We start from the raw sequence: 19,774 nt of genomic DNA, 5'->3' as shown, positions 1-19,774 counted from the left end.
CCTGGTGTCGTCGACCATAGTTAATAGCCGGATGCCCCTTTTAGCTATTGCGACCAGATAGCACCAGCCGCATCGTAACAACAGGAGCCACGTCATGGTCAAAGTAGCGTTGTTCGTTCGTCTGGAAGCAAAACCTGGGAAAGAGAAAGAGGTGGAGCGCTTTCTCTTGAGCGGCCTTCCTTTAGTGGAGGAGGAGCCAGCCACTACAGCCTGGTTTGGAATCCGCTTGGGGCCGTCTACCTTTGGCATCTTTGACGCATTCCCGGATGAAGCGGGCCGGCAGGCTCATCTTTCGGGCAAGGTCGCGGCGGCGCTTATGGCAACCGCTGCCGAGCTGTTTGCCGAACCGCCATCAATCGAGAAGGTTGACGTCCTTGCGGCCAAGCTGCCCGGTTAAGCAAATCCAACAGGAAGTTCCATTCAGTTCGGGGAGGCTCACGATGGTTTCGTCAAGTGAGCATCCGTCGGCGTAGCAGTGACCGATATTCAATGCGCTGCCGGACGCGGCTGCACTCCGAACTGCGCAACGATGTGCGTACCCAATTCCTCAATAACCTCCGCCGCAGGGCGCTTGCCATATTTGAGATTGAGAATGACGTGGTCCACGCCGATTTCCTCAAGCGACTCCAGCAAAAAACGTAGATGGTAACGTCCAAGTTTGAACCCCAAATGGATACGTGTGGGTGGCGTGGACGGATTCTCATCGAGATCGATGTACAGCGACTGAGTAAAGGGCTTGTACACAGAGCCACATTGCCTGGTGACCTCCAGCCGCCAATCTTCCACGACCAGCCGCTGCATATTCGGTATGCGTGGATAGTTGATCCATCCGTTGCTCTCACGCGCGATCCAATCCAGTGACTGGCGACTGTTGCCGGTCACCAGCATTGGAATGAATTGGGTGGTGGGTTTCGGAATCAGGTCTGCGCCGTGCATTTCGCCAGTGCTCCAGTGGATGGGCTCAAAGCTGGTGCTGTGGGCTTGCCGAATCACTTCGTAGTGTTCTCGAAAGATCTCTCCACGCCTTTCGGGATCGACACCAAAAGCCGAAAACTCCACCGGTCGATCTCCCGAAGCCACCCCCAGAATCAAGCGACCTGTGCTCAACTGATCGACGCTGGCTGACGCCTTGGCCGTGTGCAGGGGATGGTGCAAAGGGATGGCAATGGAAGCGGTGCCAAGCGCAATCTCCGAGGTATGGGCAGCCATATAGCCCAGGTACACCCAGGGGTCGAAGACTTGGCCGACATCGCCGAAGCCAGGGTCGCGAAGCGGCACGTCGCGAAACCAGAGCGCGCAGAAGCCCAGCGCCTCGGCTTGTTTAGCCAGTGTGACCTGGTTGAGCATGCTCGGAGTGTCCCCGTCGAACGCCTCCATGGGAAAGAATAATCCAAGGCTCAAATGCCCCTGAGTGAAGGTTCGGCTGAACCCTCGATGCTGCTGGTAAGGAATCGTGCTCGGCCGATACATACGGATTGACCTCATGGCAGAACGTGAACAGCGCCCCCGTTTCCAGAGGTGCTGCGGCATCGGTCGCTTTTGAACGACAGGTGGGGGACTGGGTCTGGCTTTTACCCGTTGCGCCGTACTGCTGGTCGTGTGGACCGGATTCAGGGGGCAGTTGCTGGCGATAGGCGCGGGTCGGTCCGGGTGGGTGTTAAGTGGACGGTCAAAGGAAGTCAGATCTCTCGGCTCTATAGCACCAGATGGGCAAGGCGTTCGAGGAATCATTCTATAAGCGTAGGCGGTTTTGCAGCTCTCCGCCATATTCTTACAATCGAGCCGCTGGCGGGCGAAAGTCGCGTATCGAAGGCAGTTATCGGTCGTTTCCTGCCATTCCAGAACGGCCGCTATTGGCCGATAGCAGCCAACCAAAGCCCACTATTTTCAACTCGACGCAGACCTTGCCCGGGATGACGCTGGTTTATATCCAGACGTCGTTCAACGCTGTTCTTTCGCCCTCTTCATGCCCGGTGTTCAAAATCCCTCGTGGCTCGATCATCATCAGTTTTACTTCACCTTTGGCAGCCGTGCGATGTTTAACGCCACGGGGCACCACATACAGTTCACCCGGATTCACATAGACGCAGCCTTCCGGCAGGTCGATGCGCAAGGTGCCCTCCAGGACAAGAAATGCTTCGTCGGTCTCGGGATGTGAGTGCCAGATGAATTCGCCTTCGATTCGCACAACCTTGAACTGGTAGTCATTCATTTCCGCAACAACTCTGGGGCTCCAGTGCTGTTCGATGAGCGAAGCCTTATGAGCCAGGTTTACAGGAAACGATGAGTGTTGCTGATGCAGCTCTGACATGACAAATCCTCTGTGGTTGAAGTTGCCAGCCTATAGAGCATTGAGCAGAGGGTTCTTGTACGATCCTGCAAGTCAGCGTGCAGCTCGCAATCGCTCCAGCCAGCGCATGGGCGGTATTCCGTAGCAACGGGTGAAGTGTCGCGTCATATGACTTTGATCGTGGAAACCCGCGACGAGGGCCGCATCCACCAGGGTGAACCCTTCAAGCACCAATGCGCGGAACCGATCCAGGCGGCGCAGGGTGACAAATCGGTAAGGGCTGGTACCGTAAAGTGTTCTGAAGTCGCGTGACAGGCTCCAGCATTCGCGTCCACTGGCATGCTCCAGCATCTCCAGCGTAATGGATGAATGCAGATGTTCCAGGATAAACGCTCTGGCGCGCTCGGCTGCGCGATAATCCAGGCGCTTGCGCCCGCGCGGCTTACCACCGACGGCACGCAATGCCATTGCCAAGTCATAGAGCGCGTCCTGCTGCTCCAGTGTTTCCAGTGGATGATCCACTGCTTGTACGAACGCCGCACTGGCATGGAACAGACGCGGATCACTGGAAATTCCCCCCGCGATAAAGGGCAACGGTTCTCCCCCCAGGATGTTCTGGATTAATGCCGGATCAACGTAGGCCATACGATAACGAAAGCCTGCATCGGTGCCGGCCATACCATCGTGGAGTTCATCGGGGTGAAGCACCAGTGTGTTGCCGGGAACGCCATGGCGCAGCGAACCTGCATAGTGAAAGCTCTGGACGCCCGCCAAAGTACGGCCGATCGAGTAGGTGTCGTGTCGATGGGGATCGTAGCCGTGGCTGCCGAACCACGCTTCAATACACTCGATCCCTTCGGATTGAACACTGCGGATGATCCAGTCGGCGCCGCCAGGTTGGCCTTTTTTCTGATCCATGAATTTGTCGCCTCCCGCTTCTGCACGGTGCTGGTGAAGACCCTGTCGGGAATATACAAGTGCAGGATTTGGATGTCTGCTTCTGGCCGAAACCCACCTCTCAGAACCCACGCATTCTTTAATTATTACCGTGCAACGACTAGCCTTGGCCGCCGAGTGCAGATGTGCACCGCCTCTACCTGTGAAGGATACTTAATGCCGCTCTCTTTGCCGTTCGAACAAGTCGATGTATTCGCTGATCACCCTTGCGAAGGTAACGCGCTGGCCGTCGTGGCGGATGCCGATGAGCTGACAACCGAGCAGATGCAGGCGTTCGCCCGGTGGACGCAACTCAGTGAGACCACTTTTCTGTTGAAACCCCAAACGCCGCAAGCGCAGTACCGCGTACGGATTTTTACTCCGCTGCGCGAGCTGCCCTTTGCTGGCCACCCTACCCTGGGCAGCTGCAAAGTATGGCTGGCCCGAAATGGAAATCCCGGGCAAGTCGAGATTATTCAGGAATGCCCGGCAGGCTTGATTCGGGTACGCAGGCAAGGCCCTCACCTGGCGTTTTGCGCGCCGCCACTGGTGCGCAGCGGGCCGCTGGATGCGATGACGTCAAACCTGATCGAACAAGGGCTCGGACTCGCCGCCGGGCAGATCCGGGCCAGCCAGTGGGTAGACAACGGCCCCGGCTGGGCGGGCGTATTGCTGGGGAGTCGCGAAGAAGTGCTGGCGATCAAGCCCGATTACGCGGCGCTGCAGGGGTTGAATGTCGGGGTTATTGCGCCATGGAATGGGCCGCAGGCCGAAACCGACGTGGAAGTCAGAGCCTTCATGGGGGAAGAATGCAACGAGGACTCGGTCACCGGCAGCCTCAATGCAAGCCTGGCTCAGTGGCTGATCGGCGCGGGCATCCTGAACGACCGCTACAGCGTGAGCCAGGGCAGCGCCATCGGGCGCCGCGGGCGACTGCACATCGAAAACGTCGACGGTACCGTATGGGTTGGCGGAGCAGTACAGCACTGTGTTTCGGGGCGGGTGGTCTTTTGATGAACCATGGAATTCACCGGTACTGAATTCCATCCGGTCATCGCGGCCCCCGCACCTGACTCAAGTGTGGCGCTGAACCAGTAATCACAAATACCAGCGATACTCCCGCGCACTGATCTCCTGCATGAATGCCAGGTGATCCTGACGCTTGTTCTCGCAATACACGTCGACGAACTCGGCACCCAGTCCCGCACGCAGTTGCGGCTGGTGCTGCAGAGCGCGCACCGCGTCGAGGATTTCCGTCGGAAAATCGATACCGCTGTTGCGATCGTCGTTGAGTGGCGAGATCGGCTCCTTGCCTGATGCCAGACCATGTTCCAGACCCACCAGAATTGCCGCCAGCACCAGATACGGGTTGGCGTCGGCGCCGGCCAGCCGGTATTCGATGCGCAGGTTTTTCGTGTCCGATTCGGGGATGCGCAGGCAGGCGTCGCGATCCTCGTAACCCCAGCTCGCCTTGGTCGCGGTGTTCACCGTGCCGCTCAGGCGGCGCATGGCGTTCTGGTTCGGGGCGAAGATCGGCATGCTGTGCGGCAGCAGATCCAGGCAACCGGCCACCGCATGGCGCAGTGCTTGCTGGTGATTGGCCGCCAGAAGGTTGTTGCCGGCGGCGTCATACAAACTGACATGCACGTGCATGCCGCTGCCCGGATGCTCCACGTACGGCTTGGCCATGAAACTGGCGCGGTAGCCGTGCTTGAGCGCGACTCCACGGGTGCTGCGACAGAACAGCGCCGCCCAGTCCGCAGCGCGCAAGCCGTCGTCCAGATGGCCGAAATTGATCTCGAACTGACCCGGCCCCAGCTCGGAGGTGATCACCGTGGCGTCGATGCCCTGAGCCCGCGTTGCTTCCACCATTTCATCGAGTACCGGAGCGAAGCGCGACAGGCGTTCGATGTGCATGTTCGGCTGATCATCGGCATCGTCGCTCAGCGTATCCCGAGGGAATTGCGGCAGCCCGTTGCGCAGTTTTTTTTCGAACAGATAGAACTCCAGTTCGAAGGCCACCACCGGATGAATACCCTTGGCTGCCAGTCTATCCAGCACTTTCGCCAATACCTCGCGGGGTTCGAATTCGATCGGTTTGGCGGTGCCGTCGGAGGTAATCAGCATCTGCCCCAGCGGCTGACTTTCCCAGGTCACGGGCTTCAGGGTGCCGGGCACCAAGCGACGCACAGCGTCCGGGTCGCCGTCGTTGAAGCAGTAATCGCCGATCTTGAACAACCCACCCTGCACGCCGAGCAGCACGCAATTCTGCGGCAGTTTGAGCGCACTGCCCGCCGCAACTTTTTCGAGCATGTCCACCGGATAACGTTTGCCGTAGAAGTGCCCAGGGATGTCCAGGGAAATCAGGTCGACATAACGCACCTCGGGGTAGCGTTGGCGAAACGCGCGCACTTCGGCGAGCAGGTCAGAGCAGACAGCGTCCATCGTGTTCATCCTTTGTTGTTATCAGGTGTAGACCCAGAGCACACGGGTGAGCTGCCCGGTGAGGTTGCCGTAGCGACAATGGGTGTGACTGTCGAATTGAAAGCTGTCGCCGGCCCTCAAGGTCACCGGCTCGTCGTCGTTGCCCAGCCACAAGGTCAGTTCGCCTTCGAGCACGTAACCGCCCTGCTCCGAGCTGTCGCTCATGTGGCGGTCGCCGCTGCTCGCGCCCGGTTCCAGATGACTTTCGAGCATCGAGAACGAGGCACGCATCTGCGGCGACACCAGAATGTCGGTGATGCCGTTGGCGTAATACAACGTGCGGCGTTCGTCCGGGCGGGTGACCCAAGGCAACTCCTTGGGCTTGGGCAGGCTGTAGAAATAAGTGGTCGGCACACCGAGGGTTTCGCTGATCGCGGTGAGGTCGGCCACGGTCGGGCGCGACAGCCCACGTTCGACCTGCGAGAGAAAACCCACCGAACGGCCGATCTTGTCGGCCAGATCCTTGAGGGTGTATTTCTTGTGCTTGCGCAGGTCGTGGATCAGGATCGCCAGCGCAGCGATTTCTTCTTGCTTGTTCATGCCGGGGTTCCCAGAAAATTTCGTCAAATGCTGTCGCGCAGCCGATACCAGGCCTTGCCGATGGCCTCCAGCGGTGCGGCGAAGTGCTTGCCACCGGGGAAACGGCCATTGCTCAGGCCCTGGTACAACGCCAACTCATCATCCTTGCCAAGAATCGCATCGGACACCGCACGGGCGGCGGCCAGCGTCGGCAGCACGCCGTGGCCCGAATACCCCTGAAGCCAATAACGATTGCCCTCGCCGCCGACATCCGGCGTACGGTTCATGGTCAGATCGATGTGCCCGCCCCAAGCGAATTCCACCTCGACGCCCTTGAGTTGCGGAAACACCCGTTCGAGAAACGGTCGGGTAGCCGCCGCAATGTCCTTGGGCATACCGCCCAGATAAGTGCAGCCACCGCCGAACAACAGGCGGTTGTCGGGGGTACGACGGAAGTAATCGAGAACGAACTGGTTGTCAGTCACGCAGACGTTGCTCGGCAGCAGCGCGGTGGCTTGCTCCGGTGCCAGTGGTGCGGTGGCGACTTGATAAGTGCCGACCGGCAGGATGCAGCTTGAGAGTTGCGGATCGAGTTCATCGAGATAGGCATTGCAGGCCAGCACCAGCACATCGGCCTTCACCGAACCGTACTCGGTGTTGACCCGGTAACCGTCGCCTTCGCGCTGATAGCTCAGCGCTTTGCTTTGTTCGTAGATATGCCCGCCGGCGCGTTCGATGGCGGCGGCCAGCCCGAGCGCGAGTTTCAGCGGATTGAGGTGTGCGCCCTCGGCGTCAAAGAGCCCGGCCTGATAACGATCACTGGCGACCCATTGCGGCAAGTCTTCACGGGGAATGAATTGCAACCCGTCATGGCCCCACTTGTGACTGGCTTCGTGTTGCCATTCAGTCAGCAGGCTGACACGACGCGGCATCACCGACGTCCACAAATGGCCGCGGCGATAGTCACAATCGAAGCCGTGTCGCCCGGGCAATTCACGCAGCTCCTGTGCGGCCCAGCGCATGCCGTCCCATAGACGCCGGGCGCGCTCATATCCGAGCGCTGCTTCCAGCGGCGGCATGTCGCACGACCAGCCCAGAATCGCCTGCCCGCCATTGCGCCCGGACGCGGCCCACGCCACGCGACTGGCTTCCAGTACGGTGACGCGCTTGCCGGCCAGCGCCAGTCGTAACGCTGTGTGCAAACCGCTGAACCCCGCGCCGATGATCACCACATCGCAGGCCTGCGCGCCTTCGAGTGCAGGTCGGTGACTCAGGATATCGGCGCAACTGTGCGCGTAATAGCTGTCGACATGGCGCTGGGAGTGCTGAAACATTTGCCGCCTCGTGAAATTCTGTTCTTGTAATTTCATGAAAATCTACAGAACAAATTTCATACCGGCAACCGGCAACTGTTTCACGCACGCAAATCAGTGCTCCAGCGCATAGCGCCGACAATGCTCCAGATAGCCTTTCTCATGGCTGCCCACCAACTGCACGACACTCGTCCACAGCCACGACGGCGCATCCAGTGTTTTCGAGCGACAGGTCTGCAATTCACGCATCCATTCGGCGCGGGTACTCATGTCCATCTGCCGCGCATGGGCCAGCCCCACGACCCGGGCCAGATACCCGGCGGCGAGCATCGCGTCAGTCTGGCTCAACTGATCCAGTTCCAGTTTCATGTCTTGTGGCAGCAGTTCGCGGATGAAGAAACCATGGTCGAGCACGCGGGTCGCAATCATCCGGTTGCCCAGTCCCGGCGAAAGAAAACGTGCGCCTTCGACCACACGTTTGCCGTTGTCGCGGGGCATCGCGGCGCGGGCGACCCGGGGTGCTGCGGCGGCAACCGCCTCTTTGATATCGAGCAGGCAATATTCCTGATCATCGCCCTCGCCCACCCCCAGCAACACCGCATAGCGCTTGAGCCCCAGTGAGCTGCAGCCTTTGACCCAATAGGCCGAGTCGAGCATTTTCACTCGGTCGTCCTTTGAGCGGCCCTTCAAGGACGTCACCAGCGTATGGACGTCAGGTGTCGCGCAAAGCGACTTCAGCGCGCTGCGTTCTTCCCGTGACAGCGACCAGAAATGCTTGCCCAGCGGAATGGTCGGTTTGGTGTTCTCGATGCGTTCCTGCGCCAGATGCTTCCAGGTGCGCTGCACCGCGCTGCGCATCCCGGCCTTGACTTGCGCGGGCCTTGGCGGCTCTTTGTCGACGTCGTCTTCGAATGCTTGTTCATAGCCGCGCATCATCTCTTCGAGCATTCGTGCCGTGGCCACACCCGGCAGATCGGAGCCACGGGCGGCGGTGGCCAGCGATAGTGCCAGCCGGACCAAGTCATGCGCAGGGTTGCCGATAACGGTTTGGTCGAGGTCGCGGATGTGAATGTCGATGCGCCCTTTCAGATCGCCGGTCGGTCCGAGATTGCCGGCGTGACAATCGCCGCAGATCCACACCGCCGGCCCTTTCGGCAGGCTGCGCCCGGGCTGGCTGTGCAGCCACTCATAAAACTGCACCGTACTGCCACGGACATAGGCGTGGGCAGAACGGGCCATTTTCAGATTGCGCAGTTGCGACAGCGGTTCAAGACGTGCGGAGGGCCGTGGGGTTTTCATGGACGCTTCTTGCAGTGAATGTTTCCTGTTGACCGCCGGCCGCTCGCAAATGTTTCAAAGTATTACAAAGGCAACTCAACCCGCGCCAGCAAACCACCGCTGCTGCGATTGCTCAATGTCAGTTCACCGCCCTGCTCGCGCACAATCGCCCGCGCCGCCGACAGCCCAAGCCCGACCCCGCCGGTCTCGCGATTGCGTGAAGTTTCCAGACGGAAAAACGGATCGAACACCTGCTGCAATGACGCCTCGGGAATCCCCGGCCCGTCATCGGTGATGTCGATACAGACGCCGAGGCCATCACGGCTCAAGGCAATCGCCGGCTGCTGCGCGTACTTTTCGGCGTTTTCCAGCAGGTTGACGATCACTCGCTTGATCGCCAGCGGGCGGCCCTCGTAGACCAGATGCGCAGGGCCGCTGAAGTCGATTGCGATGTTCTGGTCGCGATAGTCGTCGACGATCGTCTGCAGCAGTTCCGACAGGTCGAACGCGGTGGTGGGTTCCGGCTGCGTGTCCTCCCGGAAAAACGCCAGCGCGGAGTTGATCATCAGGCGCATTTCTTCGATGTCGCGAATCAGTTTGTCCTGATGATCGAGATCCTCCATGAACTCGCTGCGCAGGCGCATGCGGGTCAGCGGTGCGCGCAAGTCGTGGGAAATCGACGCGAGCATGTGCGTGCGCTCGCTGATGTAGTGCTGAATCTGCGCCTGCATGGTGTTGAAGGCGATGATCGCCTGACGGATCTCGTCCGGGCCTTCGACTTTGATCGGCGGTGCGCGCAGATCACCGCCAAAGCGCCGGGCGGCGCTGGCAAAGCGTTGCAGTGGCTTGGCCAGTTGCTGCGTGGCCAGCCAGGCCACCAGCACGGTAGCGATCAGGCCGAGGGCGATGATGATCGCGATGCGCGTGCCGATATCCAGGCCCCAGGAGCGCTCGGGCGAAGAGAACAGCAACCAGCTGGCATCCGGCAGTTGAATCAGTGCCGCATAGCGGCCCAGCGGGCTGCCGCTCGGCCAGTCAGCGGGATTGAACACCCGAATGTCTCGCTCATCGCCCAACAACTGATGCAAGCCCGACGTCTTGTCGGCGACAAGCTGCGTACCCGCCGTTGGCAATCCGAACTCGCCCCGTTGTGCATGCCACGTCACCTCCAGCGCCGGGCCGGTTGCCGCCTGCGCCAGTTTCGGGCGTAAAGGCGCTGGTGCAGCCTCGATCACTTTGACGGTCGCGGCAATCTGCTCCAGCAACCCGGTGCGTTCAATCGGCGGCCGCGCCCAAGTCCCGGCCACCTCCACGAACAGGAAATTGAGTGCCAGCGAAGCGAGCATGGCCGCGACGATGGTCAGGGCGATCCGCCGACTCAGCGGATCACGGCGCAGGAATCGATGGATCATGAACGAGTGACCTTGGCGGTGAACATGTAACCGCCGTTGCGCACGGTGCGGATCAGGTCCGGGCGTTTGCTGTCCGGCTCGATCTTGCGCCGCAGGCGGCTGACCTGCACGTCGATGCTGCGATCAAAGGCGTCGTGGCCCTGACCGCGAGACAGGTCGATCAATTGTTCGCGGGTAAGAATGCGCTGCGGGTGTTCGAGAAACACCACCAGCAGATCGAACTCGCCACCGGACAGCGGAATCATCACGTTTTCCGGGGAGCGCAACTCGCGACAGGTGATATCCAGATGCCAACCGGCGAAGGCGATCACCGGCCGCGCCGGTTCACTCGCCGGGCTGACCTGCTCACCGGCGCGACGCTGCACGGCGCGCAGACGGGCCAACAGTTCACGCGGGGCGAACGGTTTGGTGACGTAGTCATCGGCGCCCAGTTCGAGGCCGACAATCCGGTCGCTCAATTCGCCCATGGCGGTCAGCATGATGATCGGAATGCCCATCTGCGCCCGCACTTTCTGGCACAGGCTGAGGCCCCCTTCACCGGGCAGCATCAGGTCGAGAATGATCGTGTCCGGGCGCTGCTGGGCAATTGCCGCCCACATCGCTGCGCCGTCGGCGGCAACATCGACCTCGTAGGCGTGCTGGACGAAGAACTTCTTCAGCAGGGCGAGAATTTCCACATCATCGTCGACGATCAGCAATCTGCTCACGGGCACAGGATCCTCAGGCCAAAAAAAGAACGCATCTAAAACTATTCTGGCGGGCGGGTCATATATTTCAATCGAGCAACATTCCGTCGTCCCGGACATCAAGCGGACATTCTGCGGCAAAACCCCTCGGGCACCCTGCACGCCATCGACAACCGGGGGGCTTTCAATGAGCGCATTGCACAACCGTTATACCGCCGAGGGCCACGACGCCCGCTATCCGTTGATTCTCAGCCAGCGCACCAGCGCGCCCGAGCAGGATACGCCGCTGCTGTTCCAGGAGTTTTGCCTGGGCCTGTCAGATGACCAAAGCCGTATCGTCTTGCGCCGCTATTTCGAGCAGTACGGCCCCAGCGATTCGCAATGGGTCGAGTACGTGCATTCGATTCCGACCGCCGACCTCATCCAATGGATCATGAGCCACGGCCGTCTGCACATCGAATGCTCGGACAACACCCCGCCGCTCTCCTCCCCCATCACTGCCCGCGCTTGAACCACGCGGGGCAACAGCGCAAAACAAGGATTCGCATGATCAGAAGCCATTGCTTGATGTCGGTGCTGTGTACGGCGTCCCTGAGCCTGTCGGCCTGCAGCAGCAAAACCGTCGAACCGCAGAAGTACACCGGATTCCTGCACGATTACAGCGTGCTCAGCGAGCACCAGTCGCCATCGGGGCAGACGGTGTTGAGTTGGGTCAGCCCGGCATTGGCCCGGGGGCGTTACACCCAGGTCTATCTGGCGCCCAGCCAGTTCTACCCCAGCGCCGCGCCGAGCGAGCGGATCCCGCTGAGCACGCTGTCCGGCGTCACCGAGTACTACGACGCCGCGCTCAGGCTGGAACTGGGCAAGGTCATGCGCCTGGTGCCGCAACCCGGCCCGAACACCCTGACGGTCAGACCGGCGATCACCCGCGTCGCCGCCAGCACCCAGGGCCTGCGCTTTTATGAATGGCTACCGGTGACGCTGGTCGCTGCAGGTGTGAGCACCGCCACCGGCATCCGCGATCAGGACAGCGAAATCACCACCGAAGTCTCGTTCGAGGACGGCTCCACCGGCGAAGTGGTCGCCGAAGTCGTGCGCAAGGGCACCGGGCTGCCGCTGGAAAACGACAAACAGGTGCTGACCGCCGATGACGTCAAAGCGGTGCTGGACAGTTGGGCCAGCGATCTTGGGCAGTCCTACCTGGCGACCCGTCGTTAGCCATATCTACTGATGAACAAGTCTGTTGTGGCGAGGGAGCTTGCTGAACAGAAGTAGCCTGTGGCGAGGGAGCTTGCTCCCGCTGGAGCGCGAAGCGGTCCCGCTTCTCAGAGAAGGCTGCTGCGCACCCAGCGGGAGCAAGCTCCCTCGCCACAGTCATTCGTTGAGTTGGGAGTATTTTTCAGTCGGTCGCAATCGCTGAATCCACTCATGCTCTGGGTGCAATCGAGCCAGATGTCGCGCCAGCGCTCATGCGCCCCGCTCCTTGTTCGCTGCCGATCTGTCTCGGCATTTTATTCAGCTAGCCTTGCTTTGTGTCACTGAAGGAATTCAGCAAGGAGCTGCCATGTTCAAGTTCATCAAAACCACCGTGATTGGCGGATTGCTGTTCATTCTGCCTTTGGTGCTGGTTTTCGTCCTGCTGGAAAAAGCCATCCACCTGTTGCGTGGCCCCGTGGAAAAGCTGCTGCCGATGTTTGCCGGGCACGACGTTGCCGGCGTGACCCTGATCACGCTGGCGACGTTGTTCGGTTTGATTGTGCTGTGTTTTCTCGCCGGGCTGCTGGCCCGCACTTCCACCGCCGCCCGAGCGATCGAAAACGGCGTAGACAAGGTCTTGAGCAATCTGCCGGGTTACCAGTTGCTCAAGGACACCACCACACGCTTTGCCGGGATGGAAAACCCTGACGGCTCGAAGGTTGGCCTGATTGCCGAGGAACAGGGCTGGCGCCTGTGTCTGGTGGTGGAAAGTCTCGGTGACTGGATGACCGTGTACATGCCCGATGGCGGAACGGCCGGTGGCACGGCGGGCGAAGTGCGCTTGCTGCACGCCCGCGAAGTGATCATTACCGAGCTGTCGTGGCTGGCCATGGCCGCCGGGCTCCGCCGAGGCGGACGCGGGATGCTGGAGTTGATGCAGCCGTGGTTGCCGAAAACCTGAAAACCACTACTCGCTGCTCAAAATGCCATGACAGATCAAACCCAGCACACCGCGCATGTGTTCGGCATGTGCCGCCCGGTCCGGCTCAGGCTCGGTCGCCAGACGGATAAACGCCATGTTCGCGTACTGATTGAACAACGTCGCCGCCACGTCCAGATCTACCGTCGCCCGCACCTTTCCCTGCGCCTGAAAATGCCCGAGCAGGGCCTTGGTCTCTTCGATCACCGCCGCATTCCACGGACTCAACGCCAGCGCCAACTCACCGGTCAGTAGAAACGGTGCCAATTCACGCCACAGCGAGGCCGGCATGGCTTGCAGTTGATAGTCGGTCATCAAGCCTTCGAACTCGCACAACGCCTCCAGCGGATCGCTGTCGTCATCCAGATTGGCCCGCGCCTCGCGCATGGCCTGCTCGTCCGGTTGCTTGAGCAAGGCCAGCAAGATCTCCTGCTTGCCGCCAAAGTAATTGACCACCGTCGGCGCAGACACCCCGGCCTGGACCGCGATCTGGTCCAGCGTGGTGGCCGCAAAACCGTTGGTCTTGAACAGCTCCAGCGCTGCCTGCGCGATGACTTCCCTGCGCTGTTCCTTCTGCCGCTCTCTGAGCCCGCTCATGGTGCCTTTGTCCTGACTTGCTGATGGTCGTCAGCCTACGGATTTATTTTTTCACCGACAAATATTTTCTTTACAAAAATATTTTTAAGTGACAAATATAAACCGTGCACCGCTGGAATGAACGCGCACCCACTTGCCCCGTTTCTCTGGAGAACCGCCATGTCCGCCGAATTCGATCCGACCCGCAGCACCCGCGATTACCAGGCTGCCGACGCCGCCCACCACATTCACGCGTTCGTCGATCAGAAAGCCCTCAACGAAGAAGGCCCGCGGGTAATGGTCAGCGGTGACCGCCTGGCGTTGTGGGACAACGACGGCAATCGCTACCTGGACGGCATGTCCGGCCTGTGGTGCACCAACCTCGGTTATGGGCGCAAGGACCTGGCCGCTGCCGCCACCGCGCAGCTGCAACAACTGCCCTACTACAACATGTTCTTCCACACCACTCACCCGCAAGTGATCGAGCTGTCGGAGCTGCTGTTCAGCCTGCTACCGAAGCACTACAGCCACGCGATCTACACCAACTCCGGCTCCGAAGCTAACGAGGTGTTGATCCGCACCGTGCGCAAGTTCTGGCAGGTGATGGGCCAGCCCGAGAAGAAAATCATGATCGGCCGCTGGAACGGCTACCACGGCTCGACCCTGGCCGCCACGGCGCTGGGCGGCATGAAATTCATGCACGAAATGGGCGGTACCATCCCGGACGTCGCGCACATCGACGAACCGTACTGGTTCGCCCACGAAGGCAACCTCAGCCCCGAAGAATTCGGCCTGCGGGCGGCGCGGCAACTGGAAGACAAGATCCTCGAACTGGGTGCCGACAAGGTTGCCGCGTTCGTCGCCGAACCGTTCCAGGGCGCCGGCGGCATGATCATCCCGCCCGCCACCTACTGGCCGGAAATCCAGCGCATCTGCCGCCAATACGACGTGCTGCTGTGTGCTGACGAAGTCATCGGCGGATTTGGCCGCACCGGCGAATGGTTCGCGCATCAGGCCTTCGGTTTCGAGCCGGACACCCTGTCCATCGCCAAGGGCCTGACCTCCGGCTACATCCCCATGGGCGGCTTGATCCTGTCGCGGCGCATGGCCGAGGCACTGGTGGAAAAAGGCGGCGTGTTCGCTCACGGCCTGACCTACTCCGGCCACCCGGTGGCGGCTGCGGTGGCGATTGCCAACCTCAAGGCGTTGCGCGATGAAGGCGTGGTCACTCAGGTGAAAACCGACACCGGCCCGTACCTGCAGAACTGCCTGCGCGAGGTGTTCGGCAACCACCCGCTGGTGGGTGAGATTCAGGGCGTGGGGCTGGTGGCGGCATTGCAGTTCGCCGAAGACAAAGCCACCCGCAAGCGTTTCGCCAACGAGAACGACATCGCCTGGCGCTGCCGCACCATTGGCTTTGAAGAAGGCCTGATCATTCGTTCGACGCTGGGCCGGATGATCATGGCTCCCGCGCTGATCGCCACGCGGGCGGAGCTGGATGAACTGGTGGACAAGACGCGCATCGCCGTGGATCGCACAGCCCGCGAATACGGCCGCCTCTAACCCATAACCCACTGTGGGAGCGAGCTTGCTCGCGAAAGCGGTCGATCCGTCGACATAGATGTTGAATGACGTACCGCATTCGCGAGCAGGCTCGCCCCCCACAGGGAATTCAGTGCGTCGAGGATGCTGTAGTAATTGGCGGAAGGCAGCCGGAGTCGAACCTGCCCGGGAACGGATGCCGTCCCCAACCGGGTTTGAAGCCCGGCCGCGCCACCGGGCGCGATTGCCTTCCTTTGAACTCAGGGTGCGTCGGCACTGGCCAGCGCGTTGTCATGGCGGATCACCCGGGATTCGCCGATGCGTCGGGTCAGGCCGAGGCGGTCGAAGTATTCCAAGTACTGAATACAGCGTTTGCGTCCCAAGCCTAGCGCATCACGGAAGGTTGTCACCTGGATCGACGGATTTTCCTGCTCCAGCTGCAACAGAATGTCGGCCATGCGCCGTAGTTGCACATCGCTCAGAAACAGGTCGCGCACCACCTGATGCATCAACCCCAGGCGCGCCAGTTTGCGCAGCAACAGGCGCACCACGGCATCGTCCACGCCCAACACTTTGGCGACATCGCGCACCCACGGCGGATCAAACCCGGCCTGTTCGAGCAGCGGCTGTATACGCTGCCACAGGGTTTCGTCTTCAGCATTCAAGCGCACCTGATGATCCGGCAGATGTAACCACGGCCCGCTGGCGTTGATCGATCCGGCGGCGCGCAGTTCTTCCAGCAGGCTGCCGAAGGTCGAACGCTCCAGCGCCAGACCACTGAAGCGGCGCAGGCGATCGCGATCCGGTCCCATCTGGTCCGGTTCCAGTTCATGCAACTTGGCCAACTGCTCCAACAGGGTGAACTTCAGCTGCGCCCAGCGCTGCACGTTGAACAGCACCGGGCCCTGGCGGGTGTCGATCAGGCGCACGTTGGCCGGTAACGCCCAGTCTTCACGCGGGCGATTGAACTGACGCTCCAGCCGTTGCGGATCGAGGCCGCCAGCGCTGTGGTCGAGCAACAGCGGCAGCGCCTGTTCAAGACTGTCGCTGCCGGCCAGCGCTTGCAGTTGCGCCAGCCGTTCCGGGCTGCGGCGTTGTCGGGCCGGGGCGAACGGGTCAAGCACCTGACCGCCGCCAAGGGTACGTTGCGCGCTCTGATCCCGCAGGATCAAGCGATCGCCCTTTACCGCATGCACCGGCGCATTGATTAGCAGTTGCGCAAACATCCGTTCGCCGGGACGCAAACGCGGACCTTCGAGCAACGCCACGCGGGCGATGACGTCTTGCGTACCGAGGTGCACGTGCACCGGGTGAAAGTGTTCGAACGTGCGCTCACCGGGCAACAACTGAAACTCGATATCGACCCGTTGCGTCGGTGCGTGCAGCCACTCCGCCAACAGCCATTGACCGCGATGGATCTGTTCCAGCGCCAGTCGATCGCCACTGATATTCAGCGCCACCCGCTGCCCGGCGAAGGCCTGTTCGGCGGGCTGGTTTTGCGCGTGCAAGCCTCGCACCCGCACCGATTTGCCGGACGCTGCGAGGGTCAGTTTGTCCCCGATACACACCGTGCCCGACAACGCCGTGCCAGTGACCACAATCCCGGCGCCCGCCACGCTGAAGGCGCGGTCGATGGCAAGGCGAAAACCACCCTCGCGACTGCGTTCATGTATTTCGCGTTGAAACTGCAGCAAGCTCTGGCGCAGCTCATCGACACCCTGCCCGCTCACGCTCGATACGGCGAGGATCGGCGCGTCGGCATACGGCCCGGCCTCGAGCAGGTCGACAATCTGCCGCTGAACCTGCGCCACCCTGCCCGCTTCAACCCGATCGCACTTGGTGATCGCCACCAGCGCCCGGGGAATGCCCAGCAACTGGACAATCGCCAAATGCTCGCGGGTCTGCGGCATCACCCCGTCGTCCGCCGCCACCACCAGCAACACCAGATCGATGCCCTGCGCCCCGGCGAGCATGTTGTGAGTGAATTTCTCGTGGCCCGGCACATCGATGAACCCGGTCAGCCCGGCGCCGGGTTCCAGCTCCGCGTAGAGATAACCGAGGTCGATGGTCATTCCGCGCTCGCGCTCCTGCGGGCGGCGGTCGCCGGTTTGCCCGGTCAGGGCTTGCAGCAGCGAGGTCTTGCCGTGGTCGATGTGCCCGGCGGTGCCAACGATCACGACTCGACCTGCAACTGCGGCAACTGCGCCAGCCACGCCGGCTCGTCGTCGAGTTGCCGCAGATCGAGCCACAGCGCATCGTCGTCAATGCGCCCGAGCACCGGGATCGGCAACGCACGCAACGCGGTCTCCAGATTGAGCAGAAAGCGTCCGCGCAGTCGCTTGGACACTTGCGGGCGCAGGCACAGCGCTGCACTCGGCAAACGCGCCACCGGTTGGCTGCCGCTGCCGATCATGCCCAAGGCCTGCACGGCGCTGACCTGCCACGGTTCGCCCAAGACTTCCGCCATCGCCGGTTGCAGGCGAGAAGCCTGGGCGAGGATCTCCGCTTGCGGGCGAGTCAGCAGGCGCAAACTCGGCAGACGTTCGGCGAGGCGATCGGGATCGCGATACAGGCCGAGCACCGCTTCCAGTGCGGCCAGGGTCAACTTGTCCACCCGCAAGGCGCGCTTCAACGGGTTCTTCTTGATCTTCGCGATCAAATCTTTGCGCCCGACAATCAACCCGGCCTGTGGCCCGCCGAGCAATTTGTCGCCGCTGAAGGTGACGATGTCCGCGCCATCAAGCAGCGCCTGCCTTACCGTCGGTTCCGCCGGCAGACCCCAGCGGGTCAAGTCCAGCAGACTGCCGCTGCCCAGATCCTCCAGCAGCGGCAAGCCGTGTTGATGAGCCAGCTCGGCCAGTTCGGCGGTGGGCACCCGCGCGGTAAAACCTTCGATGCTGTAGTTACTCGCATGCACGCGCATGATCAAACCGCTGCGCGGGCTGATCGCCGCTTCGTAGTCGCGGGCGTGGGTGCGGTTGGTGGTGCCGACTTCGTGCAGACGCACGCCGGCGCGGGCCATGATGTCGGGGATGCGGAACGCGCCGCCGATTTCGATCAACTCGCCGCGCGAGATGATGCCTTCCTTGCGTGCGCCGAGGCTGTTCAGCGTCAGCAACACCGCAGCTGCATTATTGTTGACCACGGTAACGGCTTCGGCACCGGTCAGTTCGCGGATCAGGCCTTCGATCAGGTCATCGCGATCACCGCGTTTGCCACTGGCCAGATCGAATTCCAGATTGAGCGGATAACGGGCGGCCATCTGCACCGCATCGATGGCTTCATCCGGCAACAGCGCCCGGCCAAGATTGGTGTGCAGCACCGTGCCGGTCAGGTTGAACACCCGCCGCACGTTGCTGCGCTGCTGCTGGGCCAGACGCTCGCCAACCCGCCCGGCGAGCACGTCAGGGCTGATTTCGACGGCTGACAATTGCCCGTTCAACACGCTGGAACGCAACTCATCAAGCAACTGGCGCAAGCTGGCCAGCAACGACTCGCGGCCATAACGCTCGGCCAACGGCACACAGGCCGGGTGACGCAACAACCCATCAATGGAAGGCAACCGCAGGGCAACGCTCGAAGACATCAGCCACTCCCGAAAAAACAAGACTGTCCGGCGAGTGTAGACGCTCTGGTCATTCGTCTCCCGGCGCCAGCAACAGATTCGGTGCCAGGCGCTGATAACCGTCCTGCGCCAGACGCATGTCGAGCAGCAGGCTGGTGAGGTCAGCCGACAGCGCTTCGCCTTCGGCATCGTTCTCCAGATAGACCAGTTTCAGGTAGCTGTTGCAGCTGGGGCAGACCTCCGCCCGAATCGGCGCCTGATTGGCCGCATGCCGATCATCCTCAAGGCTCAGGTAATCCAGGCCCTTGCTCGACTCGCAATACACGCACTTGACCCGCACCACATGCCATTCGCAGGCGCATAACGAACACACCAGATAGCGCAGGCCGTTGTGTTTGCCGCGATGACGAATGACCCCGGCCATCGCCGGCGACCCGCAGCCCGGGCACTGGCTGAGGCTGTCGCCGGGTTTCAGTTGCAGGTTGGGTGCGCTGAGCAGCCAGTGACTCCACGCCGCTTGCAACCCGGCACCGAGAAACGGCACCAACTGCGCCGGCACCATCGAATACTGGCCGCTGACCAGCGCCACGGCCCACGCACGCAACTGCCCGGCACTGGCGCCACGCAGTGTAGCGAGCGCGTCGACTACGGCGGGTTGATCGGGCGCCACGTAACGTTGCAATAAAGCATCCAGATAAGCCTGCCAGGCATCTTCGCGCACCAATGTGTCGGCAGCAAACGGCGGTAAACCATGTTGCTGACAGGCTTCGATCCTTTGCTGATCAAACGGTGCCGTCAGCGGTGGATCGTCGAAAACCTGCTGCTGAGCCCGGCACAATCCGCCGATCAGCCGCAGGTAATCGGCCAGCGGATGCCCCTGAGCCAATTGCTCCAGACGCTGGGCGCGCAAGGTGAACAGGTTGTGCGGTGGCAGGTGCAGAAACGGCGGCGAACTGGCCGCCGCTTCGATTTCCCCGGGTTCAAGAATGGTTGCCAA

At 61.4% G+C, this 19,774-nt stretch carries 19 protein-coding genes and 1 tRNA gene; 6 read left to right on the top strand and 14 right to left on the bottom strand.

All coding sequences use genetic code 11. The annotated features are described in order from the left end of the window. Positions 1 to 94 precede the first annotated feature (94 nt). Positions 95 to 397: a putative quinol monooxygenase gene (locus tag ACIP8I_RS02070; protein WP_400758281.1), complete on the top strand. Its 303-nt coding sequence runs from the start codon at positions 95 to 97 to the stop codon at positions 395 to 397. 89 nt (positions 398 to 486) lie between these two features. On the opposite strand, the gene ACIP8I_RS02065 is transcribed toward ACIP8I_RS02070, so the two are convergent. From ACIP8I_RS02065 to ACIP8I_RS02055, 3 genes are all read right to left on the bottom strand, one after another. Then, positions 487 to 1,470, bottom strand: a complete 984-nt coding sequence (locus ACIP8I_RS02065) for an LLM class oxidoreductase (RefSeq protein WP_367084502.1) — start codon at positions 1,468 to 1,470, stop codon at positions 487 to 489. A 454-nt stretch (positions 1,471 to 1,924) separates the two neighbouring features. Continuing rightward, positions 1,925 to 2,311 carry a cupin domain-containing protein gene (locus ACIP8I_RS02060; protein ID WP_007967046.1) on the bottom strand — a complete coding sequence of 129 codons (387 nt, stop codon included), beginning with the start codon at positions 2,309 to 2,311 and terminating at the stop codon, positions 1,925 to 1,927. Positions 2,312 to 2,383: 72 nt separating this feature from the next. Beyond that, positions 2,384 to 3,208 carry an AraC family transcriptional regulator gene (locus ACIP8I_RS02055; RefSeq protein ID WP_367084501.1) on the bottom strand — a complete coding sequence of 275 codons (825 nt, stop codon included), beginning with the start codon at positions 3,206 to 3,208 and terminating at the stop codon, positions 2,384 to 2,386. A 195-nt stretch (positions 3,209 to 3,403) separates the two neighbouring features. Between ACIP8I_RS02055 and ACIP8I_RS02050 the strand changes: the two genes are divergently transcribed. Beyond that, a complete protein-coding gene (locus ACIP8I_RS02050; protein ID WP_400758279.1) occupies positions 3,404 to 4,240 on the top strand; it encodes a PhzF family phenazine biosynthesis protein in 837 nt (278 codons plus the stop codon). Between the two features lie 84 nt (positions 4,241 to 4,324). Here the strand turns inward: ACIP8I_RS02050 and ACIP8I_RS02045 are convergent, their stop codons facing one another. From ACIP8I_RS02045 to ACIP8I_RS02020, 6 genes are all read right to left on the bottom strand, one after another. Further along, entirely contained in the window at positions 4,325 to 5,671 is a 1,347-nt protein-coding gene (locus ACIP8I_RS02045) for a glutamine synthetase family protein (protein ID WP_400758277.1), read from the bottom strand. 21 nt (positions 5,672 to 5,692) lie between these two features. Continuing rightward, on the bottom strand, positions 5,693 to 6,250 hold the full coding sequence (locus ACIP8I_RS02040; protein ID WP_400758275.1) for a helix-turn-helix domain-containing protein: 558 nt from the start codon (positions 6,248 to 6,250) through the stop codon (positions 5,693 to 5,695). A gap of 23 nt (positions 6,251 to 6,273) precedes the next feature. Beyond that, on the bottom strand, positions 6,274 to 7,563 hold the full coding sequence (locus tag ACIP8I_RS02035; RefSeq protein WP_400758273.1) for an NAD(P)/FAD-dependent oxidoreductase: 1,290 nt from the start codon (positions 7,561 to 7,563) through the stop codon (positions 6,274 to 6,276). Between the two features lie 93 nt (positions 7,564 to 7,656). Next, entirely contained in the window at positions 7,657 to 8,841 is a 1,185-nt protein-coding gene (locus tag ACIP8I_RS02030; protein WP_007967039.1) for a DUF2252 family protein, read from the bottom strand. A gap of 62 nt (positions 8,842 to 8,903) precedes the next feature. Then, a complete protein-coding gene (locus ACIP8I_RS02025; protein WP_400758271.1) occupies positions 8,904 to 10,232 on the bottom strand; it encodes an ATP-binding protein in 1,329 nt (442 codons plus the stop codon). Continuing rightward, positions 10,229 to 10,939: a response regulator gene (locus ACIP8I_RS02020; RefSeq protein ID WP_367084497.1), complete on the bottom strand. Its 711-nt coding sequence runs from the start codon at positions 10,937 to 10,939 to the stop codon at positions 10,229 to 10,231. The genes ACIP8I_RS02025 and ACIP8I_RS02020 overlap by 4 nt, the downstream gene beginning before the upstream one ends. A gap of 166 nt (positions 10,940 to 11,105) precedes the next feature. Here ACIP8I_RS02020 and ACIP8I_RS02015 point away from each other — a divergent pair, with 166 nt between their 5' ends. The 3 genes from ACIP8I_RS02015 (at position 11,106) to ACIP8I_RS02005 (ending at position 13,076) form a co-directional block, all read left to right on the top strand. Further along, positions 11,106 to 11,429, top strand: a complete 324-nt coding sequence (locus ACIP8I_RS02015; RefSeq protein WP_007967036.1) for a hypothetical protein — start codon at positions 11,106 to 11,108, stop codon at positions 11,427 to 11,429. Positions 11,430 to 11,464: 35 nt separating this feature from the next. After that, positions 11,465 to 12,136: a DUF3313 domain-containing protein gene (locus ACIP8I_RS02010; protein WP_400758269.1), complete on the top strand. Its 672-nt coding sequence runs from the start codon at positions 11,465 to 11,467 to the stop codon at positions 12,134 to 12,136. A gap of 346 nt (positions 12,137 to 12,482) precedes the next feature. Continuing rightward, positions 12,483 to 13,076 (top strand): hypothetical protein, encoded by a 594-nt coding sequence (locus ACIP8I_RS02005; RefSeq protein ID WP_400758267.1) that lies wholly within the window; start codon positions 12,483 to 12,485, stop codon positions 13,074 to 13,076. Between the two features lie 6 nt (positions 13,077 to 13,082). Here ACIP8I_RS02005 and ACIP8I_RS02000 read toward each other — a convergent pair whose 3' ends face one another. Further along, positions 13,083 to 13,691, bottom strand: coding sequence for a TetR/AcrR family transcriptional regulator (locus ACIP8I_RS02000; protein WP_202368229.1), 609 nt, complete (start codon positions 13,689 to 13,691; stop codon positions 13,083 to 13,085). A gap of 159 nt (positions 13,692 to 13,850) precedes the next feature. On the opposite strand from ACIP8I_RS02000, the gene ACIP8I_RS01995 reads away from it, so the two are divergent. Then, positions 13,851 to 15,233 (top strand): aspartate aminotransferase family protein, encoded by a 1,383-nt coding sequence (locus tag ACIP8I_RS01995; protein ID WP_400758265.1) that lies wholly within the window; start codon positions 13,851 to 13,853, stop codon positions 15,231 to 15,233. Positions 15,234 to 15,369: 136 nt separating this feature from the next. Here ACIP8I_RS01995 and ACIP8I_RS01990 read toward each other — a convergent pair. From ACIP8I_RS01990 to fdhE, 4 genes are all read right to left on the bottom strand, one after another. Next, a tRNA-Sec gene (locus tag ACIP8I_RS01990) sits at positions 15,370 to 15,465 on the bottom strand. 7 nt (positions 15,466 to 15,472) lie between these two features. Then, on the bottom strand, positions 15,473 to 17,389 hold the full coding sequence (gene selB, locus ACIP8I_RS01985; RefSeq protein ID WP_400758263.1) for a selenocysteine-specific translation elongation factor: 1,917 nt from the start codon (positions 17,387 to 17,389) through the stop codon (positions 15,473 to 15,475). Further along, positions 17,386 to 18,798, bottom strand: a complete 1,413-nt coding sequence (gene selA, locus ACIP8I_RS01980) for an L-seryl-tRNA(Sec) selenium transferase (RefSeq protein ID WP_400758261.1) — start codon at positions 18,796 to 18,798, stop codon at positions 17,386 to 17,388. Before selA ends, selB begins: the two co-directional genes overlap by 4 nt. Positions 18,799 to 18,847: 49 nt before the next feature. Then, positions 18,848 to 19,774 (bottom strand): formate dehydrogenase accessory protein FdhE, encoded by a 927-nt coding sequence (gene fdhE / locus ACIP8I_RS01975; RefSeq protein WP_400758259.1) that lies wholly within the window; start codon positions 19,772 to 19,774, stop codon positions 18,848 to 18,850.

The sequence above is a fragment of the Pseudomonas sp. NPDC088414 genome (assembly GCF_044753325.1).
Lineage (GTDB): Bacteria > Pseudomonadota > Gammaproteobacteria > Pseudomonadales > Pseudomonadaceae > Aquipseudomonas.
The sequence above is the reverse complement of the archived record's forward strand: the minus strand, read 5'-3'. Positions and strand labels throughout refer to the sequence as shown.